The organism is Paenibacillus sp. MER 99-2, from assembly GCF_023714095.1.
Taxonomy (GTDB): Bacteria; Bacillota; Bacilli; order Paenibacillales; family Paenibacillaceae; genus Paenibacillus.
In genome coordinates this window covers 145,153-165,469 of the sequence record NZ_JAMAUZ010000005.1, presented here as the reverse complement: position 1 = coordinate 165,469, position 20,317 = coordinate 145,153, and the positions used below count along the sequence as shown (strand labels likewise).

17 protein-coding genes are annotated in these 20,317 nt (G+C 49.6%); 10 read left to right on the top strand and 7 right to left on the bottom strand.

What is annotated here, in order from left to right; all coding sequences use genetic code 11:
- Positions 1 to 55 precede the first annotated feature (55 nt).
- Positions 56 to 907, bottom strand: coding sequence for an AraC family transcriptional regulator (locus M3636_RS20835; protein WP_251383862.1), 852 nt, complete (start codon positions 905 to 907; stop codon positions 56 to 58).
- Between the two features lie 297 nt (positions 908 to 1,204).
- On the opposite strand from M3636_RS20835, the gene M3636_RS20830 reads away from it, so the two are divergent.
- Complete coding sequence (locus tag M3636_RS20830; protein ID WP_251383861.1) at positions 1,205 to 2,260, top strand: lactonase family protein; 1,056 nt, start codon at positions 1,205 to 1,207, stop codon at positions 2,258 to 2,260.
- A gap of 96 nt (positions 2,261 to 2,356) precedes the next feature.
- Here the strand turns inward: M3636_RS20830 and M3636_RS20825 are convergent, their stop codons facing one another.
- The gene (locus M3636_RS20825; RefSeq protein ID WP_128100067.1) at positions 2,357 to 2,554 is read right to left on the bottom strand and encodes a hypothetical protein; all 198 of its coding nucleotides are present in this window, start codon (positions 2,552 to 2,554) and stop codon (positions 2,357 to 2,359) included.
- Positions 2,555 to 2,798: 244 nt separating this feature from the next.
- Between M3636_RS20825 and M3636_RS20820 the strand changes: the two genes are divergently transcribed.
- From M3636_RS20820 to M3636_RS20800, 5 genes are all read left to right on the top strand, one after another.
- Positions 2,799 to 4,673, top strand: coding sequence for a rhamnogalacturonan lyase (locus tag M3636_RS20820; protein WP_251383860.1), 1,875 nt, complete (start codon positions 2,799 to 2,801; stop codon positions 4,671 to 4,673).
- Between the two features lie 508 nt (positions 4,674 to 5,181).
- Positions 5,182 to 6,261: a sulfate ABC transporter substrate-binding protein gene (locus M3636_RS20815; protein ID WP_128100069.1), complete on the top strand. Its 1,080-nt coding sequence runs from the start codon at positions 5,182 to 5,184 to the stop codon at positions 6,259 to 6,261.
- A 78-nt stretch (positions 6,262 to 6,339) separates the two neighbouring features.
- Positions 6,340 to 7,176 (top strand): sulfate ABC transporter permease subunit CysT, encoded by an 837-nt coding sequence (cysT, locus tag M3636_RS20810; RefSeq protein WP_128100070.1) that lies wholly within the window; start codon positions 6,340 to 6,342, stop codon positions 7,174 to 7,176.
- A gap of 131 nt (positions 7,177 to 7,307) precedes the next feature.
- Positions 7,308 to 8,183, top strand: a complete 876-nt coding sequence (gene cysW, locus M3636_RS20805) for a sulfate ABC transporter permease subunit CysW (RefSeq protein ID WP_056704014.1) — start codon at positions 7,308 to 7,310, stop codon at positions 8,181 to 8,183.
- A 190-nt stretch (positions 8,184 to 8,373) separates the two neighbouring features.
- Positions 8,374 to 8,616 carry a YezD family protein gene (locus M3636_RS20800; RefSeq protein WP_056704017.1) on the top strand — a complete coding sequence of 81 codons (243 nt, stop codon included), beginning with the start codon at positions 8,374 to 8,376 and terminating at the stop codon, positions 8,614 to 8,616.
- Between the two features lie 259 nt (positions 8,617 to 8,875).
- Here the strand turns inward: M3636_RS20800 and M3636_RS20795 are convergent, their stop codons facing one another.
- Positions 8,876 to 9,775 (bottom strand): hypothetical protein, encoded by a 900-nt coding sequence (locus tag M3636_RS20795; RefSeq protein ID WP_251383859.1) that lies wholly within the window; start codon positions 9,773 to 9,775, stop codon positions 8,876 to 8,878.
- A gap of 105 nt (positions 9,776 to 9,880) precedes the next feature.
- Here M3636_RS20795 and M3636_RS20790 point away from each other — a divergent pair, with 105 nt between their 5' ends.
- The 4 genes from M3636_RS20790 (at position 9,881) to M3636_RS20775 (ending at position 13,555) form a co-directional block, all read left to right on the top strand.
- Positions 9,881 to 10,153, top strand: coding sequence for a hypothetical protein (locus M3636_RS20790; RefSeq protein ID WP_251383858.1), 273 nt, complete (start codon positions 9,881 to 9,883; stop codon positions 10,151 to 10,153).
- A 27-nt stretch (positions 10,154 to 10,180) separates the two neighbouring features.
- Entirely contained in the window at positions 10,181 to 10,594 is a 414-nt protein-coding gene (locus tag M3636_RS20785) for a GNAT family N-acetyltransferase (protein ID WP_145407964.1), read from the top strand.
- Between the two features lie 486 nt (positions 10,595 to 11,080).
- Positions 11,081 to 11,713 (top strand): NAD(P)-dependent oxidoreductase, encoded by a 633-nt coding sequence (locus M3636_RS20780; RefSeq protein WP_251383857.1) that lies wholly within the window; start codon positions 11,081 to 11,083, stop codon positions 11,711 to 11,713.
- Between the two features lie 174 nt (positions 11,714 to 11,887).
- Positions 11,888 to 13,555: an NAD(P)H-hydrate dehydratase gene (locus tag M3636_RS20775; protein WP_251383856.1), complete on the top strand. Its 1,668-nt coding sequence runs from the start codon at positions 11,888 to 11,890 to the stop codon at positions 13,553 to 13,555.
- A gap of 510 nt (positions 13,556 to 14,065) precedes the next feature.
- Here the strand turns inward: M3636_RS20775 and M3636_RS20770 are convergent.
- The 4 genes from M3636_RS20770 to M3636_RS20755 form a co-directional block, all read right to left on the bottom strand.
- Complete coding sequence (locus M3636_RS20770) at positions 14,066 to 15,718, bottom strand: methyl-accepting chemotaxis protein (protein ID WP_251383855.1); 1,653 nt, start codon at positions 15,716 to 15,718, stop codon at positions 14,066 to 14,068.
- 29 nt (positions 15,719 to 15,747) lie between these two features.
- Positions 15,748 to 16,755: a BMP family lipoprotein gene (locus tag M3636_RS20765; RefSeq protein WP_251383854.1), complete on the bottom strand. Its 1,008-nt coding sequence runs from the start codon at positions 16,753 to 16,755 to the stop codon at positions 15,748 to 15,750.
- A gap of 587 nt (positions 16,756 to 17,342) precedes the next feature.
- Positions 17,343 to 18,953 carry a gamma-glutamyltransferase family protein gene (locus M3636_RS20760; protein ID WP_251383853.1) on the bottom strand — a complete coding sequence of 537 codons (1,611 nt, stop codon included), beginning with the start codon at positions 18,951 to 18,953 and terminating at the stop codon, positions 17,343 to 17,345.
- A 316-nt stretch (positions 18,954 to 19,269) separates the two neighbouring features.
- On the bottom strand, positions 19,270 to 20,169 hold the full coding sequence (locus tag M3636_RS20755; RefSeq protein ID WP_128100077.1) for an SDR family oxidoreductase: 900 nt from the start codon (positions 20,167 to 20,169) through the stop codon (positions 19,270 to 19,272).
- Positions 20,170 to 20,317: the final 148 nt, after the last annotated feature.

Below are 20,317 nucleotides of genomic sequence, written 5' to 3'. Positions count from 1 at the left end.
CCATGCAAAAGGTTGCTGCATTTTCCATATATATTTTATGATATATAAAATTGAGCTACCCTTTGGACTTATTCCGATAGTCGGTGGGTGATTGACCAATCATTTTACGGAACAGCCGTGAGAAATAATACGGGTCTTTGAAGCCAAGCTTCGAGCTAATCTGCTTCACCGTCCAATCGGTAAAGTCAAGGTAACGACAGGAATGTTGGATCTTAAGCCTTAGAAAATAATCAATTGGAGAATGTCCTGTCGCTTGCTTGAACAGTTGTGAATAATGCGGGGCAGATAAGCTGGCTTGTGCAGCCAATTCTTTGAGTGTGACCCCGCTTTCCAAATGCTCTAGCATGTATTGCACAGACTGTTCGGCAGCTCGTTTGCTGCTGATCATATTGCCCTCCGTACCATGTCCGTAAGCGAGCATGCCTAACATATATCCAACAATCTGTGAGGTGTACGTCATCGTTTGTAAAGAATAACCCGTCTCCAATGCTCCATAACATTCATGATATAGTTCCAGCCACTTCTGAGCTTTCGCCGGAGCCATAGTTAACACACTTTCAGCCAGCAGTGGCTCCATATAGGCAGCGGCATGTTCACCACGTAAGTGAATCCAATAGATACTCCAGGGATCAGCTGAGTATGCGCCATAGATATGTGCGACATGGGCAGGAAGAACAACGAGACTGCCTGCTTTAACATCCTGCCTTTTGCCACCGTCCGTGGCGTACCATCCTGTGCCTTCGGTACAATACATTAAAATATGGGAGGGGCAGCCCTTCGGTCGATCCCGGTAATGGTTCTCTGCCTCATGGAAGTATCCAATGTCAGTAACGTACAAACCGGACGTTACGGGATAAGCCGCGGCTTCCTCTAGTAGCGGGTCAGGTAATACGATTAGTTTCTGCATACGGAATCCGTCGGATTTGCGTAAGGTAGATGAGCTGTTATATGGTTTCATACTTGTATTATGGTGAGGTAGAATAAACGAGTCAATGATATTTGCGCAAGCGTTATCAAAATGAGCTTTGGTAGAATAACTTGAGCTTAGAAACTGAAGGACAACAAAGAGAATTGGTTAAGTACATAACAGAGAAGCAATATGAATTTTAGTTTTGAAGTTAGACATTAACGTTGAAGTTAAGGATTTTTCAGGCACGACCTAGCATGTAGGCACTTATTTTAGCATATAAGGAGCGATGGAGGAATGGAACAAGTGGTGAACAAGGATACGTTTTTCTATATCGGAACTTATGCATCAGCGGATCAACCAGGTATTTATGTAGGTGCGCTGAATTCGGATACAGGTGAGATGCGGATTGCACATGATATGGCAGGGGTGGACAATCCATCTTACTTGGCTTTAAGCCCGGGTAAAGACTCTCTATATGTTGCAAGTGAAACGGATGAGGGAGAGGTATTGGTCTACCGCCGGGACATCTCCACGGGTGAGTTGCACCTTATGGATCGCAAAAGCACCAAAGGAGCCTCGCCTTGTTATGTGTCAGTCACGGCAGATGGCAAATGGGTACTCGCATCCAATTACAGTAGTGGGAGTGTCAGCGTATTTCCCGTAGGGGATCAAGATACGTTAGATGAGACGAGTGCGTTAATTGAGCATACCGGAAGAGGGCTGAACGACGACCGTCAGGAAGGGCCTCATGCACATTCCATTCAGCCAGATCCATCCGGACAATATGCAGTTGTATGCGATCTGGGATTAGATCAGATCATTGTCTACCGTCTGGAAGAAGGTCGATTGGTAACACACCGGGAGACGAATCAACCTCCGGGTTCAGGGCCAAGACATCTCGTGTTTCACGAGAATGGCAAATGGGCCTATGTCATTAATGAGCTCAATAATACGGTGACTGCATTTATGTACGATGCGCGCAGGGGGGAGTTTAACACAGTGCAGCATATATCCACTCTTCCTGAAGGACATACGGGAGAAGGCACGGCTGCGGATATCCGAATCTCCCCTTGTGGACGTTTCCTATACGCCTCCAACCGTGGAGATGATAGTATTGTTCTCTATCATATTGATCAGGAATCCGGTGAGCTTGAAGCGGTGGATTGGACTTCCACACTGGGACAGACTCCGCGAAACTTCAATGTGCTGCCAGGGGGAATACTGCTCGTAACCAACCAGGACAGCAACAATATCGTTGCATTCCAGATGGATCGCGAGGATGGAAGACTCACACACACCGGCTTCAAGCTGGAAGTTCCACGTCCGGTATGTATTGTGCCTGTAGATTAAGATATTCTCTGCTACAATCGACGAATACTGAACAACACATATAAGCTGTGAGATCATGTGTACGCACGTGATTTTACAGCTTTGTTATTTATATAGCTATCTGACAACAGATGCAATTTGGCTGAGTTTTCTTCGATTTCTTCTATAATCAAGCATTAGAATAATTACGAATAGAACAGCATAAAGAAAATACTGCTTCTTATCCTCTTGAATCGCATAGTAAGGGTATAACAATCCACATACGAGCATTAACACTACGTTTAATGACATCATCACCTGATAGTAGATCTTCATAGAGGCTCTCCTTCCTTCAAATATAGAATGGATAATAATAGGAGTTTAATATAAATTGTAACACACATACATAGATCGCATAAATACAACAAACCATTTCCCCGGCACAACAAATGAAAGTTACTAATTAAGTCCTATAGATGGAATTAAATGTTTAATTTAAAATGGTATACATTAAAGCGCTTACAATACAGATGCGCTACAGAGCATCGGGCTTACCAACACATTTGGGGAGGCTAATGGTATGGTCAATCGATCGTCATGGAAGCGCACGTTGCGAACGGCAGGCATTACTCTACTAAGTTCAGCATTGCTTGTTACATCTCTAGGTCTATCAGCTCCGTCGGTGACTCATGCAGCAGGAGCACGTCAGATGGAATTTCTAGACCGCGGAGTTGTGGCGGTGAAGACGGGGAATGGGGTCTTTGTGAGCTGGCGGTTACTCGGTACGGAAGGTTCGAATGTTTCTTTTAATGTATATCGGGATGGCACGAAGGTGAACGCTTCACCGATCACGAACAGTACTAACCTTCAGGATGCCAGTGGAACGAACAACTCCAAATACACGGTTCGAGCAGTCGTAGGCGGGACAGAGCAAGCGGCTTCCAAGGTAGCAAGTGTGTGGGGAAATAATTATCTGAACGTTCCTCTTAGTGTTCCCGCTGGTGGGACAACCCCGGATGGAGTTGCATATACCTACAGTGCCAACGATGCCAGTGCAGGTGATCTGGATGGGGACGGCGAGTATGAGCTCATCGTGAAGTGGGATCCTTCCAATTCCAAGGATAACTCGCAGAGTGGTTACACAGGGGAAGTATTTATCGATGCCTACAAATTGAATGGAACCCGACTATGGCGGATCAGTCTCGGCAAAAACATCCGAGCAGGCGCACATTACACACAGTTCATGGTCTATGACCTGGATGGAGACGGCAAGGCTGAGGTGGCGATGAAAACCGCGGATGGCACCAAAGATGGTGTAGGTACAGTAATCGGAGATGCGAGTAAGGATTATCGGAACAGCAGCGGATATGTGTTGTCAGGGCCAGAGTTTCTAACGGTCTTCAATGGACAGACAGGTAAAGCGCTCACCACGGTCAATTATGAGCCTGCACGCGGCACTGTATCGAGTTGGGGAGATAATTATGGTAACCGCGTGGATCGTTTTCTAGCTACGATTGCTTATTTGGATGGAGAGCGACCAAGTCTAGTTATGGCACGAGGCTACTACACCCGGACAGTGCTCGTGGCATATAATTGGCGGAACGGACAATTGACGAAGCAATGGACGTTTGATTCGAACACTCCAGGCAACTCAGGCTACGCTGGACAGGGGAATCATAATCTAAGTGTGGCGGATGTGGATAACGACGGGAAAGACGAGATTATCTATGGTGCGATGGCAGTCGATCATGATGGAAAAGGTTTGTATACCACTGGGCTGCATCATGGCGATGCCATGCATCTGAGTGATCTGGATCCAGATCGCCCAGGGATGGAGGTATTCCAGGTTCATGAGACACCGTCTAATGCAGGCATTGAATTCCGCGATGCAGGAACAGGTCAGTTGATCTGGGGTATACCAACAACGAAGGATATTGGACGCGGCATGGCTGCAGATATCGATCCAAGGTATAGAGGAGCTGAAGTATGGGCGAACGGTGCGCTGTATACAGCGAAAGGGCAGAGAATCGGGACAACCGTACCTTCGTCTACGAATTTTGGCATCTGGTGGGATGGTGATCTGCTTCGCGAACTATTAGACAGTAACCGTATCGACAAATGGGATTATGCGAATGGACGGACGATGAATCTGCTAACTGCCTCAGGAGTTTCCTCCAACAACGGAACGAAGTCTACGCCGAACCTTCAAGCGGATCTGTTGGGCGACTGGAGAGAGGAAGTGGTATGGCGAACCAACGATAGCTCGGCACTCCGTATTTATACGACAACCGCACTCACGGACAAACGAATCCACACGTTGATGCATGATCCAGTGTACCGTCTGGGCGTAGCTTGGCAAAATGTAGCCTATAATCAGCCGCCACATACGGGCTTCTATTTGGGAGAAGGCATGAATCCACCTCCGATGCCGAATATTCGCATTGCAGGACAATAGGTGACAAGCCTCTCGGCGCATTGTATTCTGTCTGAGATTCTCATAATTCAGTTATATCAGTAACGTTAGTAACGTATCGAATATGGCTCAGAGATCGTTGGAAGGAATAGGGTATACGAACCCTATTCCTTTTTTGGCTTTTTTCCAGTTGTAAAATGAATTGGGCAAAAATCGGAAAAAACGTTTGACAGGTATAAGGGCTACCCTTATGATACATATAACTTACTAAACAGGTAGGAATAATTAAAAAGACTGTGTAACATGATGAACTTCTTCATGATTCAGTCCAGCAGCACAGAATGTCTTCTGAACAGAATAACGTTCTCACCGTATCGACGGAGGAACACCGCAGCACATCGACCGAGATAAAGCATACACGGCAGCGAGCCGGCATGACTTTGTGAGGGAGAGGTGTGTACAGGTGTCCCTCCGTTATTTGTTTTTCGGTGGTTCCAAGCTGTTCAGCCTGTTCATGTAGTCACGCAGATCCACAGGGGGAGTGTTATTGATGAAAAAGAGAGTTCAAAAAGGTATTCTATTTGGTCTGGCACTGGTGTTGACAGGCGTGCTGGCAGGTTGCGGAGCAAATGGCGGCGATTCTAGTGCAACTGGAACATCTGGAGGGCAGGATAGTGGTGGCGATAGCCCGAAGGCCATTGAATTGCTGAATGTATCTTATGATCCAACACGTGAGCTCTACGAGCAATATAACAAGGCGTTTGCGGCGTACTGGCAGAAGGAAAAGGGTCAGGACGTGACCATTAAACAGTCTCATGGTGGTTCGGGTAAACAGAGCCGCTCCGTCATTGATGGCTTGGACGCAGACGTGGTTACACTGGCACTGGGCTATGACATTGATGCAATTGAAGACAAAGGTCTCATTAACGAAGGCTGGCAAGATAAATATGAGCATAACAGCTCCCCATATACATCCACGATTGTATTCCTGGTAAGGAAAGGCAATCCAAAAGGCATCAAAGACTGGGATGATCTAATTAAGGGTGATACTCAGGTCATTACACCGAATCCAAAAACATCTGGCGGAGCCCGCTGGAACTATCTCGCAGCTTGGGGGTATGCGCTCAAGAAGAATAACAATGACGAGGAGGCAGCAAAAGCTTTTGTCAGTGAGCTGTTCAAGCATGCACCTGTACTGGATTCAGGTGCCCGCGGAGCTACAACAACGTTTGTAGAACGTGGACTTGGGGATGTTCTGCTGGCTTGGGAGAATGAAGCGTTCTTGTCCGTGAAGGAGCTGGGTCCGGATAAATTCGATATTGTCGTTCCTTCCGTGAGTATTCTGGCTGAGCCTCCGGTAGCTGTCGTGGATAAAAACGTCGACAAAAAAGGAAGCCGTGAAGTTGCTGATGCTTACCTGAAATATCTGTACAGTGAGGAAGGACAGACGATCGCGGCCGAAAACTATTACCGTCCAACACTGGATACCGTGGCCGAGAAGTTCAAGGATCAGTTCCCTGACCTGGAGCTATTCACGCTGAACGATGTATTCGGTACATGGCGTGATACACAGGCTAAACATTTCAATGATGGCGGGGTCTTTGACCAAATTTACGTTCCAGGCAGTTAAGTTTGGGTAATCTGTACTCGATCCTATGGCAAGGAGCCAACCAGCCTGACCGGCTGAAGGCAAGAGAGGATGACGTTCATGAGCAAGGTAATAGCAACCCGGAGGCGCACGCTTCCGGGATTCGGGTTAACGATGGGATACAGCGTATTTTACCTCAGCCTTGTTGTATTGATCCCGCTGACAGCCCTGGTGTTTAACTCCACAGGTTTGACCTGGTCTATGCTGGTGGAGACAGCCACGAATCCCCGAGTGCTCGCTTCATTTAAGGTCAGCTTCCTGACCGCAGGTGTGGCGGCTCTAATCAATCTGGGATTAGGGCTGCTCTTGGCATGGGTATTGGTGCGGTATGAATTTCCGGGTAAACGGCTCTTTGATGCCGTGATTGATCTACCTTTTGCGTTGCCAACAGCGGTGGCAGGGGTTGCTCTTACGGCACTGTACGCCGGCAACGGCTGGATTGGGCAGTTTATGGAGCCTCTGGGCATCAAATTGGCCTACTCTCAAGCAGGCATTACGCTAGCTCTGATGTTTATCGGTATTCCATTTGTCGTTCGAACGGTGCAACCGGTATTAGAAGAGCTGGAGGCCGAGGTTGAAGAGGCGGCTGCAACGTTAGGGGCAGGAAGATGGCGGATATTCCGTACCATTCTACTTCCTGATCTTATTCCCCCACTGCTGACAGGCTTCGCGTTGGCGTTTGCCCGAGGTATTGGAGAATTTGGCTCGGTCGTGTTTATTTCAGGCAATATGCCGATGAAAACGGAGATTGCGCCGCTGCTCATTATGGCGAAGCTTGAACAGTTTGATTACGCAGGAGCTACGGCTGTCGCTTTGCTGCTGTTGCTGGTTTCATTTATCCTGTTGCTGGTCATTAACTCCTTGCAACGATGGAGCCGGAAGGCAGGCAGGGCGTAACAGATTCGAATCGGTGCGCCCTAACGAATGCTATATCCACCGTGTGCAAGAGCCGCGGGAATATCTAGGCATTCAATAGGTTGTTATCTGATGGTAGCTTTTCACTTACCACACTGAAGGAGGTGCAGCGTATGGCGGGTTCTGTTCCGCTGAGTCCTGCTTCGCGCATACCAAGTGGCCCTGGGCCAAACCGTGCAACCACGGAGGCTCCTTGGGTCAAATGGCTGTTAATTGGATTGGCAGGTCTAGTATTGTTGTGGTTGCTTATTTTGCCACTGGTCATCGTCTTAATGGAGGCATTGAAGCAAGGATGGGGAGTCTATATCGCCGCTCTGACTGAGCCTGATGCGATGTCTGCTCTGAAGCTGACGCTGCTCGTTGCAGCAATTACGGTGCCACTCAATACGATATTTGGTGTGGCAGCAGCTTGGGTCATTACGAAGTTCCAGTTCCGGGGTAAAGGAATCATGATCACGTTAATCGACCTTCCTTTCTCCATTTCTCCCGTTGTCGGCGGGTTGATCTTTGTATTGGTGTTTGGCTCTAATGGTTGGTTCGGCCCATGGCTGGCTGAGCATGATATCAAAATAATTTTTGCACTGCCAGGCATCGTGCTGGCGACGCTGTTCATCACATTTCCCTTCGTCGCCAGGGAATTAATCCCCCTCATGGAGGATCAGGGAACCCGCGAAGAGGAAGCGGCAGTGACGCTCGGAGCCTCAGGATGGCGGATCTTCTGGAACGTGACGTTACCCAATATTAAGTGGGGACTGCTCTACGGGATTATTCTGTGTAATGCTCGCGCGATGGGCGAGTTCGGGGCGGTATCCGTTGTATCTGGACATATTCGTGGTGAGACCAACACACTGCCGCTGCATGTCGAGATTTTGTATAACGAATATCAATTCTCGGCGTCTTTCGCCGTCGCTTCATTGCTGCTGATACTTGCTCTGGCGACATTATTGGTTAAGAGCTGGCTCGGGCATAAGAATGTGAGCGAACGATGAGTGAAGGCTAAGTACGGTAAAAAAGAATCCTTAACCGGTTAACGGAAAATACCGATTGACAGCTACTGGAAGCCCTGATATTGTATAATCCAAGTATATAGGTTGGATAAGAATGTTTTATAAGTCGGATGGATATAAGTGCGTGTTCAAGTAATATTGCGGGCACAGCCCGAGAAGAGGAGGCGGCTCTATGGCTAAGCCGTTGAAAGTGGATGAGGTATGGATGGACAGAATCGCTGGACAGCTCAATGACATGGAGTTTGGGTCGCTGCACATCGTGGTACACGAGGGTCAGATTGTACAGATGGAGCGAACAGAACGTAAGCGTTTTGAAAATACACCGACAAGTAGCGCCTCCAAATCCGGCGGTGCTGCACGGAACAACACGCCTCGTTCATTGCGCGGCTCCAATGCCAGCGGTGCGAAGGGATAGTATGATGCATTGAGATGGAGTGTTGCGGGGCAAGGGTGACGCATGAGAAGATGTATCACTAGATTGTTTAGGATGTCTCCAGCAGAACTGTTTCGCGCAAAGAGTTTGGATGACGGGTAAAACAAAGAGAAGCCGCAGGTTGCGAGCTTCTCTTTGTTTTGTATAGTGGATACTGTGGATTAACCGGCCTTACAGATCGGTCTATTGTTGTGCCGTGATGTTTGATAGATCACTGCGAATGTAGTCCAGCGAGCCTGTACTAGTCGTCTACTTTGGCACCAGACTTGCGCGTTGTGTTCACTTCGGTCTCCGTAGAAGCCTCCTTTGCCGGTTCTAGCTCTGTATGCCCGGCGTAAGGACGTTCACTGCGAGAACTTGTACCTGTCAGACGGAAACCAGACACGAACAATATGAGCTGCAAGCCTAGTGTATAAGGAGCGGCCACGGGTCCAATGAGGTGCAGGAGAGAGCAGAGTGCAATGAGCGCATATAACACCTTGGTCATCGTGCCGGATGCACCTGGTGTCCTGCGGCGAGGACTAGCCAAGAGCAGATAACCATAGAGCACTGTAATACATAGAGAGATGAAGCGAATCCAGAACAATGCGTTGACCCAGCCATGCCAGAATGGTTGATTCAGTCCTTGCTGAACAATGATGAAATCAGCGATCAGATACAGCAATGCTGCTACAGCTAGAGGCTCGACCGCAGGTCGAATCACATTCCAGACGGCTTCCCACCAATGCACCGAGTGTGCCTGGCTGCGAAGTTCTTCCGATAGGCTGGAGCTTTCTCGCTCCAAGGCTCTGTGCATCAAGGTTAGCCGCGCAGGATCGGGGTCTTGAATGCAGCTATGAATCTGATCCTGAAGCTGTGGTGATAGGCTAACGGCTGTTCTGCACGCCAGCATGGCGTTAAGCAATTCGTGCTGTTCGGCTTTCGTGCGTGTAGATTGTGTATTTTCAATAAAAGTGAGTTGCCCGAGCAGTGGTGTCGTTATGTATAATGTATCTCGTATCGCTTGTGTTCGTCGTTCTCGACTTCGTCTAATTTCGGTGGCAGACCATATGTATATGCCTAGGAAGATGGCAATAATTCCGAGCAATAAGGCTACGAAGCCTGGATATGAGAACAGAAAAAGCATCCAACGTTGTAGCACCGTTGTTCCTCCTTTGTACGAAAGTTGGGCGTAGCATAAATCCCGGTAATATAAGCTTCTCTCACTATTACACAGGAAGTAGTTGAGTTCAAGCAGAAAGATGGAATGGAAGAAGGGCAGCAGCGTTTATATGGTACAGCTCTTGAAGAGATTGAACGGAACAAGGGAGAAGAATATTGTTACGACGATGCACGCGAACTTGTAGATCAGGGGAAGACCGTGGCTAGTGGATCGTGGAAGATGCAGGTGGATGATCAAGGGAGGTTGTGGCTCGGTCAGTTACTGATAGACCTATCGTATCAATGGATGATGCCTACTTATATTCCACCTGTGTTATTGTTAAAATCATGGCATAAGGTAACAAGAGTACAATTGTAATTAAGTATATTGGGGAGGGGTTATTTCATGGATCACGTTATCGTTGAACACGCACCACCTGCCGTAGCCGAGTATTTATCGTTGCGAGAGATCGCAGGGATGAGTCCAAGAAGCCGTGAAGGCGCTGAGCGAGGATTGCCGAATAGTCTATTTGCTGTGTGTTTGCGCCAAGATGATGTACTTATTGGTATGGGACGAGTAGTGGGAGACGATGGTTGTTTCTATCAAGTGGTCGATATCGTTGTACATCCAGATGAGCAGGGAAAAGGGTATGGCAAGCTGATCATGAACGAGATCATGAAGTATCTAAAAGAGAATGTACCTGCCCGCGCCCTGGTGAGCTTACTTGCAGATGTTCCAGCGGATCAGTTGTATGCTCAGTTTGGCTTCGAGTATACAAGCCCGCAATCAGAAGGTATGTGGTGGAGACAAGAAGGATAGTTTGTTCTAAACCGTACATACATAATGAGTGAGGTTACAAGATGACCATGGGAAAACTGTCTAGGGTATTCCAGATACAGAATAGAGAACCGCTGTTTACTTGCAGGATTGCATTAAAATTGAGTTGGTGTATGGTGTGATTCAGCATGGGCTGGTTTGATTTTTTGAAATGAACGATCGCCAAATTAATCGATAGGCTATAGGAGGCCGCATTTGCGGCTTTTTTTGTCATTACCGAATGTATACTTCATTGAGTTATTGCGGTTTGTGCGAATTACCTTAGCTAACACCCATGGAATGTTCCAGGTTGTCGGTGCTTGAAGGGGCAATAATAGAGGGCTGGATGAATTCATCGGTATTCCCCGTTTACAAGCGAGCCTGTTCGGTTTAAGATGGCGTGAGCCGTTTAAGGTTATAATAGTAGGAATGGGTATCACAATAACGGTACATTCGCATAATGAAATATATAGAAAAGAGGGATTAGATATGAAAGTAGCTATTTTTGGAGCAACCGGAGCAATTGGAAAGACAATCTTGTGGGAGTTGATGGATCGTGGGCATGAAGTGACTGCGATTGTGCGTGATCCATCAAAGGTTGAGATGAAGCATGAGCGTCTACGTGTTGAACAAGGAGATTTGCTTAACCCGGATCAGGTGGCTGATTTTACAGCAGGTCAGGAAGCGGTAGTGAGTGCTTATGGCCCGAAATTTGGTTCCGAGGAAGAGTTGCTTGAAGTTACACGTTCCCTTATTGAGGGTGTTCGACGTGGTAAAGCTTCTCGTCTTGTTGTCGTAGGTGGAGCCGGGAGTTTGCTGACGGATTCAAATGAAATGCTGATGGACACACCAGGGTTCCCTGAAGAAGTCAAACCGCTGGCGAAGGCTCATGCAGATGCATATGAGATCCTTGCGGAATCGGATATTAACTGGACCTATATGAGCCCGGCGGCGACGATCACGACAGGACAGCGAACTGGTCAGTTCCGAATCGGGATGAATCGTGTTGTAACGGACGATCTTGGCGAGAGCACGATATCGGTTGGTGACTTTGCAGCGGCTCTGGTGGACGAGCTGGATGATCCACAATTTATTCAATCCCGCTTTACGGTAGCTTACTAGGGCGTGTCTGAAAACTCAGAAGGACGCAGATTGAATCGAATCTTCGTTCCAAGCAAGGAAAGTGACTAAGTAGGGTGCGAAAAGGTGATAAAAGATGCACTTCAGCGGGTTTTGAGACATGACCTAATTACAGGGTACGAATTCCTTGAAATGCGGTTGGGGAGGGATGAGTTGTTGTTTATCGTTACGGCTGAACAGATGAGAAATATCGACGAGCATACGATTCATACGCTAGGCATTCCTGCGGCAAGTCTGATGGAGAATGCGGGAAGAGCTATTGCGGAAGAAGTCATTCGGCTGTGCCGGGAAGAGCAAATACATGGTAGAGCAGGGCGTATGGATGAGTCCAAAAGAGGACAGACCCGGGCGCACACAGGGCCCGGGGATTGGCCTGGACGAGGTGGTGACATCACCGCCGATTCGGCGCTGGTGATGGAGCAACCCGGTGATCAGCAGTGGTACATGCTGATCGGCAAGGGCAATAATGGCGGCGACGGGCTGGTGGCGGCGCGCCATTTGGTTGAAGCGGGGCTCGGCGTGACTGTGGTCTACGCCGATGCACCGGAGACACTGCGGGGCGAAGCCGCAGTGCAACGGGATGCCGCCGCGCAGCTCGGCATCCCTGCTCTTGTCCACGGGCGCGAAGCCGTGGACTTCAGCCGGTGCACAGGCATCGTAGATGCACTGCTGGGCACCGGCTCGCGGGGGGCGCCGCGCGAAGCTTACGCGGCGCTGATCGAGGCGGCGAACGACAGCGGTAAGCCTGTCGTGTCCGCCGATGTGCCAAGTGGGCTGAATGCCGACACCGGGGAGGTATACGAGCCCTGCATTCAAGCCCGGGTGACCGTATGCCTCGCGCTGCTCAAGCGTGGGCTGGTGCAGTACCCGGGCGCTTCTGCCGCGGGGCGCATTGTGGTGCGCGCCATCGGCATTCCCACGCGGCTTGCGCCAGAGTATGGCACCACGGTCCGTCTGTTGACGGACGAGGTGCTGCGCGGTGCGCTGCGCGTGGACACTAGCCGTCTCCGGGCACCGGACGGCCACAAGGGCACCTACGGCCACGTACTGTTGGCCGCAGGAAGTCTGCCGATGAGCGGCGCTGGCCTGCTCTCGGCGAAGGCCGCGCTGCGCGCAGGCTGCGGGCTCGCCACATGGGCGCTGCCCGCGGCACTGCTGCCGCATGTCATCGGCACCGTGCCAGAGCTCATGCTCGCCGCCGCTGCCGATGGCGACAGCGGCGAATGGAACGCGGCTTCCGCAGACGCTGTGCTGCGCCTGGCGGAGAGCCGCGACGTGCTCGCGACCGGCCCCGGGCTCGGCCGCTTCAAGGGCGACACAGACTGGCTACGCCGTCTGTGGCAACAGACGGATCGCCCGCTCGTCATTGACGCGGACGCCCTCAACATGCTGGCAGACGCTGGCCCACATGGGCCTCGCGACTGGGGCAAGCGAAGTGCGGCGACAATACTGACGCCGCACCCTGGCGAGATGGGTCGATTGCTGGGCATATCGACCCCTGAGGTGCAGCGTGATCGAATTGAACACGCTGCACGGTACGCCCGCGAGCAGGGCGTGACCCTTGTGCTCAAGGGAGCACGAACGGTCATCGCAACGCCATCCGGCGAGGCGTACATTAACACCACCGGACACGCCGGCATGGCGACTGGCGGTGCCGGCGACGTATTGACCGGCATGATCGCCGGTCTACTCGCCCAAGGGCTTAGCGCGGAGCAGGCTGCCGCGTTCGGCGTATATCTGCATGGTGCAGCCGCCGAACGAGCTGCCTTGCTCCGCGGTGATCCAGCGTCTCTGCTCGCGGGAGATATTATCGACGCACTGTGATGTCGATTTCCCAGCACACGTTGCCCTGCTTCATAGACAAGGGAGGTCAGGCACAAACACACGCTGGGTGGGATAATATCCCCTATCGTACGGGCATCACACCAGCAACCAACCGGATACACGACCAATCACCATCAACAAACCGCAAACAAACGCATATAAAACTGGAAAACCTCCCGTCTCTCTCATCAAGAGAAACGGGAGGTTTTCCATTATTCCATCATGTATACGCAAATCCTTCTAATGAACACAGCTTATCCAGCTAAACTAAATCAAGCCAAACCAAACTACGACCAGAAGAACCTAACTTAAACAAGCTTGTCATCAACTTTACATTCAACCTGCTCGTTCACCCTAATCTTCAATCTTAATGTTTAACCCCATACACGGAACCAATCCGAAAGGTACGCTTTAAACTACCAAGCTATCTACCCAGCTGTACCAAATACACTTACTTTACGAACGTCTAATGTAGCGCCTACCTATCGAAGCCTATCTATCGACGCCTACCTATAAACGAAACCTCTGCAACTCCTCATGCATCTCTGCACTGATCTCACGGAGTGATTTCACCTTAAGACTTGCTTCAGCGAAGGAGCGCTGTTGCTCCGTCGTAGAGGCTGTAATCTCTTCACTGCTCGCAGCCGATTGCTCGGTGATGGCACTGATGTTTTCGATGGCATGCTGCACTTGGGAACTAAGTTCATTCGAATGCTGCATCTCCTCGGCAAGCTGGTGGATACCTGTACTGATACGCTCTGCACTTTGGCGAATCGCAGTGAAGGATTCCCGCGTTTGTCCAGTGGCCTCTTCCTGCTGAGCAAAGAGCTGCATGCTTTGTGCTACAGAGCCCTTAACCTTCTCCATAGATGTCGTAATCTCATCCACAGCCGCATAGATCTGTTTCACCGACTGGGCGGACTGCTCGGCGAGCTTGTTCACCTCATTGGCGACAACAGCAAATCCACGTCCAGCTTCACCTGCCCGAGCCGCCTCAATGGAGGCATTCAACGATAGAAGCGTCGTCTGCTTCGCGATTTCCGAGACGTATCCAGTCATGGTGGTGATGCGCTCGGCGCTTTCCTCTAGTTCCAGTACCGTTTGTTCCACCTCAGACATCGCCAGACGATTCACTTCGGCGAGACGAAGTTGTTCGGCGATCGCCTTATTGCCTTCCTCAACGGTATTCAATACCTCACGGCCATCTATAGCTGATTGGGAAGTGGCCTCCAGGTTGCTATTGAAGGTGTGCTGCATCTTGTCTACGACCATCACGGTTTCGCTCAAGTCCTCTGCAATTTTCTGGCTGCCAATCGACAGCTCTTCGGTGGTACGAGAGACTTGCTGCACAATCGCCTGTGACGTATCATTGCCACGATCGATATCCTGCGCCATTTGATCAACACGGTTCCCGGCTGTACCAATAGATTGAATGATTCCGCGGATATTGCTGGTCATTAGGCGGAAGGAGCGACTGAGGTCATCAAGCTCGTCTTTGCCTTTGGCTTCGGGTAATTGACCGGTCAGGTCGCCGTCGGCAATTTGCCCTGCGGCGACTTTTAACGTACCGATACGCCTAGCGATCTGACGTGAAGTGTACATATTGAACAGCATGACCGCAACGAGCAATACGATGGCACCGCCGAGAGCAACCTGCCACGTTTGCTGAATGTTACGTTCCAGTTCAACAGTATATTGATCGTACCGTTCTCGGGTTATCTCATCCAACATATAGATGTCATTCTGTATACCTCGAACCCGTGTACTGTAGCGTTTGGCTTCCGCACTATTCATACTGCTCATCGCTTCAGTGGCACCTTGACTAAGTGTTGCTAATTTTGTTTGGATCGTCTGAATGAGTTCAAGCTGCCGATCCGTTTCTAGCAATCCGTCCGTAAGCTCCTGAATCATCGTTTGACCATCTTCAAGCAAACGGTTGACCGCATCCTGATTACCTGCCGTCATAGAGAACGAATAGACATCAAGCGCCTGTTGGATCTGAATCTGATTGGCATTTAGTTCACTAACCTTGAGCATGGCAGGTACTAAATTTTGATTTTTAGCATTCATGCCAAGCAATTCCATAATGATATAAGCTACCAGCGCAAGGCATAGAAGTAGCGAGATTAGAGCGTTAAGTAATAGTTTTCCCTGTAATTTCATATGTGCGTACCTCCTCGAATCCGCTTGAGTTATTGATCCAGCTTAATTTTGATTTGACCGGATGAGATCTGAGTTTTCAGATCCTCGAAGGTTTGCTGCTCTTCATCACTGAGCGTGATATTATGTAGAGCGGTCAGGCCTACGGCGTTCTCAGCCAGCCCCTCGACAATTTGCTTTTGAGGGAAGGCGTGTTTATTTTGAATGAACGTGTGAACGGCATTGTAGATGGATACATCCACATTTTTCAACATCGATGTCAGAATCGCTTTTTCCGCCAAAAAGAATTGATCGGTATCTACGCCAATCGCGTATTTCCCCAATTTCTGAATCTCCGTGAGTGCGCCGACCCCTGTTAAGCCAGCAGCCACATAGATCACATCAGCACCATTCTCCTGGATCAGTTGTGCAGCAAGTTCCTCACCCAGTTTGGCATTTCCAAAGTCTCCAGCGTAAATAATATCTACCTTCGCATCCGGGTTGGCAGCGAGTACGCCTTGCTCGAATCCCTGCTCAAAATTGCGAAGCACAGGAATCTCCATGCCGCCTAAGAAGCCAACATGATCTTCCGTGGTCGCCATCCCGGCAATAATGCCTGCGAGATAACTACCTTCTTCTGCCCGGAACGAGATGGAGGCGATGTTGGGCAGTTCGGACTTACTGTCAATCAGCAGGAATTGCCGATCAGGGTACTTCGTCGCTACTTTCTCCATATCGGCTTGAACGGTATCGCTAAGACCGATAATCAGGTCGAAATTGGATTCGGCAAATTGTTCAAAGGAAGCTTCAGCAGTCAGCTTCTCATTAGGTTCACGATAGTCAAAGACAATGCTATTCTCATCCCTCGCTCGAACAAGCCCATCAAAGGCAGCATCATTGAAGGAGCGATCTCCCAGACCAACTTCCGTCATCACGATGCCAACCTTCGTTCTGGTTTCCGTTGCCGTTGATGTAGGGTTTGCTGAGCATGCTCCCAGAATGAACACCATTAGGATTAGAATCATGGTGAGCCCTACGCGGGTGGTATGGTTTGTTTTCATGTGTGATACCCTCATTTCTGTCATGACAAAGTTTGATTGTAATGTCTTCTTGAACACATAGGAGAAACATCTAACCGATAGATATTGCAAAAAAATAATATGGATAGGGAGTATTTCCCCTTATCTATATCGGATAGAGATGCACTGTGTTTTATGGTATGTACTGAAAATTTACGAAAATATAACCTAATTTCATGAATTATACATTCAATTTACATTTCTTGACGTAACCATATGGTTATACGCTTATACAAGTTGTTTGCTGATGTAAAACTAGGAAGTGTCTTACATCTTATTTAAGGATATCTTCCGCCACCAGTTGGCTGCTTGCTGTGTCACGTTCTCTAGACTTAACCCGATACGCTTGCAAAATAGTTTCTTACCTGTAACGTAATTCAGACAAAATATGCTCCTTTCGGAGTGATAAGAGACACCACAGGAAAACGAAAAAAACCAAGCAGAGATCATATGAATCATCTCTACTTGGCTCTGATTGACAGTTTGCCTTATGAATATGATGTGCCAGTTCATTACTCATATTATTCTATCCTGCATCACGAACACACCGAATGATCGACGCAAGTTTACTACCATGCGGCAATGGTGCCATCTGCTCGACTTTCCGTTCCTCCGCATAATACCCCATTGTCAGGGTTACGCCAGATGATCTGACCACGACCGAACTGGGACGGATCGACCTGCACCTGGATATCATGCCCTTTACGGGCGAGTGCCTGTGCAATATGCTGCGGGAAGTCTGGTTCTACAAGAATGGTTTTGCCCTTGGTCCACTGCCAGCGAGGGGAATCGAGTGCGGCCTGCGGATTCAGATGATAATCGACTGTGTTCATCACGACCTGCACATGACCCTGCGGCTGCATGAACCCACCCATGACCCCAAATGGCCCAACCGCTTCGTTGCCCCGCGTGAGAAAGCCAGGAATAATCGTGTGATACGTTCGTTTGCCAGGCTCCAGTGCATTGGCATGGCTCGCATCCAGCGAGAAATTATGTCCGCGATTTTGCAGCGCAATGCCTGTACCCGGTACAACGAGTCCGGAGCCAAAACCCATATAGTTACTCTGAATAAAGGAAACCATATTGCCTTCACCATCGGCTGTCGCGAGGTATACCGTTCCGCTTGCGCGTGGATCACCTGCTTCTGGTGCACGTGCTGTATCACCAATGAGCTTGCGCCGTTCTTCCGCATAGGCTTCAGATAACAGCTCATCCACCGTCATGCCCATTTTACGTTCTTCCGTAATGTACTTCTCCCCATCGGCAAAAGCCAGCTTCATCGCTTCGAGCTGTCGATGATAACCGAGAACGGATTCCTTCTCGTCAAAATCATAACCCTTCAACAGATTGAGCGCAGCGAGGGCAATCAATCCCTGACCATTCGGTGGAATCTCCCATACATCATATCCCCGATAGGAGACCGAGATTGGATCAACCCACTCTGGCTTGAACGCCGCGAGATCCTCTTTTGTCAGATAGCCACCATGCTCTGCTATAAAGTTATGGATGTGCTCCGCCAGTTCTCCTTCATAAAAGTCTCGCGCTTCGCTCTCGCCAATTCGGCGCAACGTTGCCGCATGATCCGGCGAGCGCCACAATTCGCCAGCGGCGGGCACGCGCCCATCCGGTGCAAATGTCTCAAACCACGCACGCCCTGCCTCGGCATCCCCTTGGCGTGCATAAATGTCGGCTGCCCGTGCCCAGTGGCGGGCCAGCCCTGGCGCAAGCGGATAACCTTCCTCCGCATAGCGGATGGCAGGTTCCAGCGCTTCCGCCAGCGTGAGCCGTCCGAAACGACGGCTTAGCTCAGCCCAACCCGCCGGTGCGCCAGGCACCGTCACCGGAATAACGCCCAGCTTCGGCATCTCCGTATGGCCTGCCGCTTGAAGCGCCTCAATCGAAATGCTCTGAGGCGCAGGGCCACTGGCATTCAGGCCGTGCAGCTTGCCCTCTGTCCAGACGAGGGCAAAGGCATCGCCTCCAATGCCATTGGAGGTTGGCTCCAGCACGGTGAGTGCTGCCGCAGTTGCTATGGCGGCATCAATGGCATTGCCGCCTTTTTTCAATATCTCAAGACCAGCCTGTGCCGCGAGGGGCTGTGATGTGGCAACCATGCCTTGTTTGGCATAGACAGGTACACGGTAAGAGGGAAACGGTTGATAGAGTGGATCAAAATGCATCAGACGTCAGCTCCTTGTCACAAGATGTCAGGTTCCGGGTTAACCGAATAATCACTCCTAACCCTCTTCGCAACGGAACATGGGATATCCTGCTAATGGAGCCAAATTCACTCTGACATCAACGTTACAGCGTGCCAGAAGTACAGCTGTAGCCTGTTCGATGCACACAACCAAAAGATGTGCAACGCGCATAGCTCCCATCACGCATTACACAGCATATATCCTTATCATATGAATTAGCTACATACGGTCAATCCAATTTGCCTCGCTCGTAATAAATTGATCTCACTTTATTCTATTGTCACACCTCGTTCAGCTATGTGGTTACCATATCGCCGCCGTTCACATGAATGCACTCGCCTGTAACATAGGAGGAATCCCGGGATGCAAGGTAGACATAGGCAGCCGCAAGCTCGTAGGGCTGACCAGCCCGACCCAGCGGTGTATCTGTCCCAAATACCTGCACATCCTCAGCAGAGAAGCTGGCAGGAATGAGTGGTGTCCAGATTGGCCCCGGGGCAACTGAGTTTACCCGAATCCCCTGCGCGGCGAGCGATTGAGAGAGTACACGGGTCAGCGAGACGACAGCACCTTTGGTGGAAGAGTAGTCAATTAACTGCACGTTACCTTTGTACGCTGTGATGGAAGCTGTATTAATGATCGATGCGCCTTTACATAGATGGGGGAGAGCTGCTTGGATCAGAAAGAAATAGGCAAACACATTCGTTTGAAATGTGTGGTAGAGCTGTTCTTCTGTAATATCGACAATGCTAGGCTGTACATACTGCACCCCATGGTTATTGACCAAAATATCAATTTTTCCGAACGTTTCCATCGTTGTGCGAATAACCGCTTCGCAGTTCTTTTTTAGCCTGAGATCAATCTCAATCAGCAGACACCGCTGTCCCAATTCCTCAATTCGTACACGGGTCCTCTCGGCGTCGGTTCGTTCATATAGATAAGCAATGGCTATGTCTGCACCTTCTTTGGCAAAAGCAATAGCTGCCGCTCTTCCAATCCCACTATCGCCCCCCGTAATAATAGCCACCTTGCCTTCTAATTTGCAGCTGCCAATATAAGCGGGATCTTCGCTGATCGGTTCGGGTACCATTAAGGTTTCGAGACCGGGCTGTTGATCCTGATGCTGGGGTGGAAAAGCTAGCTTTTGTTCCTTGCACACCGTTTTCTCACCATAAAAAGGATAGACGGGATTCATGAAAGCACATCCTCCTCGAACGTTCATTGATACGGATAACCTATGCATTCGCCCAGAAGAAGGTGCGGTATTCATCAGGAATCATTTGTTTTTTGCATGCGGAATATACCATAATAAGGATATACAATTATTCCATGTAGCTCCGTAA

Excerpts from the sequence above, each read along its gene's own strand:
- M3636_RS20835 (WP_251383862.1), bottom strand. The coding sequence starts at position 907 with ATGCAGAAACTAATCGTATTACCTGACCCGCTACTAGAGGAAGCCGCG.
- M3636_RS20830 (WP_251383861.1), top strand. The coding sequence starts at position 1,205 with ATGGAACAAGTGGTGAACAAGGATACGTTTTTCTATATCGGAACTTAT.
- M3636_RS20825 (WP_128100067.1), bottom strand. The coding sequence starts at position 2,554 with ATGAAGATCTACTATCAGGTGATGATGTCATTAAACGTAGTGTTAATG.
- M3636_RS20820 (WP_251383860.1), top strand. The coding sequence starts at position 2,799 with ATGGTCAATCGATCGTCATGGAAGCGCACGTTGCGAACGGCAGGCATT.
- M3636_RS20815 (WP_128100069.1), top strand. The coding sequence starts at position 5,182 with ATGAAAAAGAGAGTTCAAAAAGGTATTCTATTTGGTCTGGCACTGGTG.
- cysT (WP_128100070.1), top strand. The coding sequence starts at position 6,340 with ATGAGCAAGGTAATAGCAACCCGGAGGCGCACGCTTCCGGGATTCGGG.
- cysW (WP_056704014.1), top strand. The coding sequence starts at position 7,308 with ATGGCGGGTTCTGTTCCGCTGAGTCCTGCTTCGCGCATACCAAGTGGC.
- M3636_RS20800 (WP_056704017.1), top strand. The coding sequence starts at position 8,374 with ATGGCTAAGCCGTTGAAAGTGGATGAGGTATGGATGGACAGAATCGCT.
- M3636_RS20790 (WP_251383858.1), top strand. The coding sequence starts at position 9,881 with ATGGAAGAAGGGCAGCAGCGTTTATATGGTACAGCTCTTGAAGAGATT.
- M3636_RS20785 (WP_145407964.1), top strand. The coding sequence starts at position 10,181 with ATGGATCACGTTATCGTTGAACACGCACCACCTGCCGTAGCCGAGTAT.
- M3636_RS20780 (WP_251383857.1), top strand. The coding sequence starts at position 11,081 with ATGAAAGTAGCTATTTTTGGAGCAACCGGAGCAATTGGAAAGACAATC.
- M3636_RS20770 (WP_251383855.1), bottom strand. The coding sequence starts at position 15,718 with ATGAAATTACAGGGAAAACTATTACTTAACGCTCTAATCTCGCTACTT.
- M3636_RS20765 (WP_251383854.1), bottom strand. The coding sequence starts at position 16,755 with ATGAAAACAAACCATACCACCCGCGTAGGGCTCACCATGATTCTAATC.
- M3636_RS20760 (WP_251383853.1), bottom strand. The coding sequence starts at position 18,953 with ATGCATTTTGATCCACTCTATCAACCGTTTCCCTCTTACCGTGTACCT.
- M3636_RS20755 (WP_128100077.1), bottom strand. The coding sequence starts at position 20,169 with ATGAATCCCGTCTATCCTTTTTATGGTGAGAAAACGGTGTGCAAGGAA.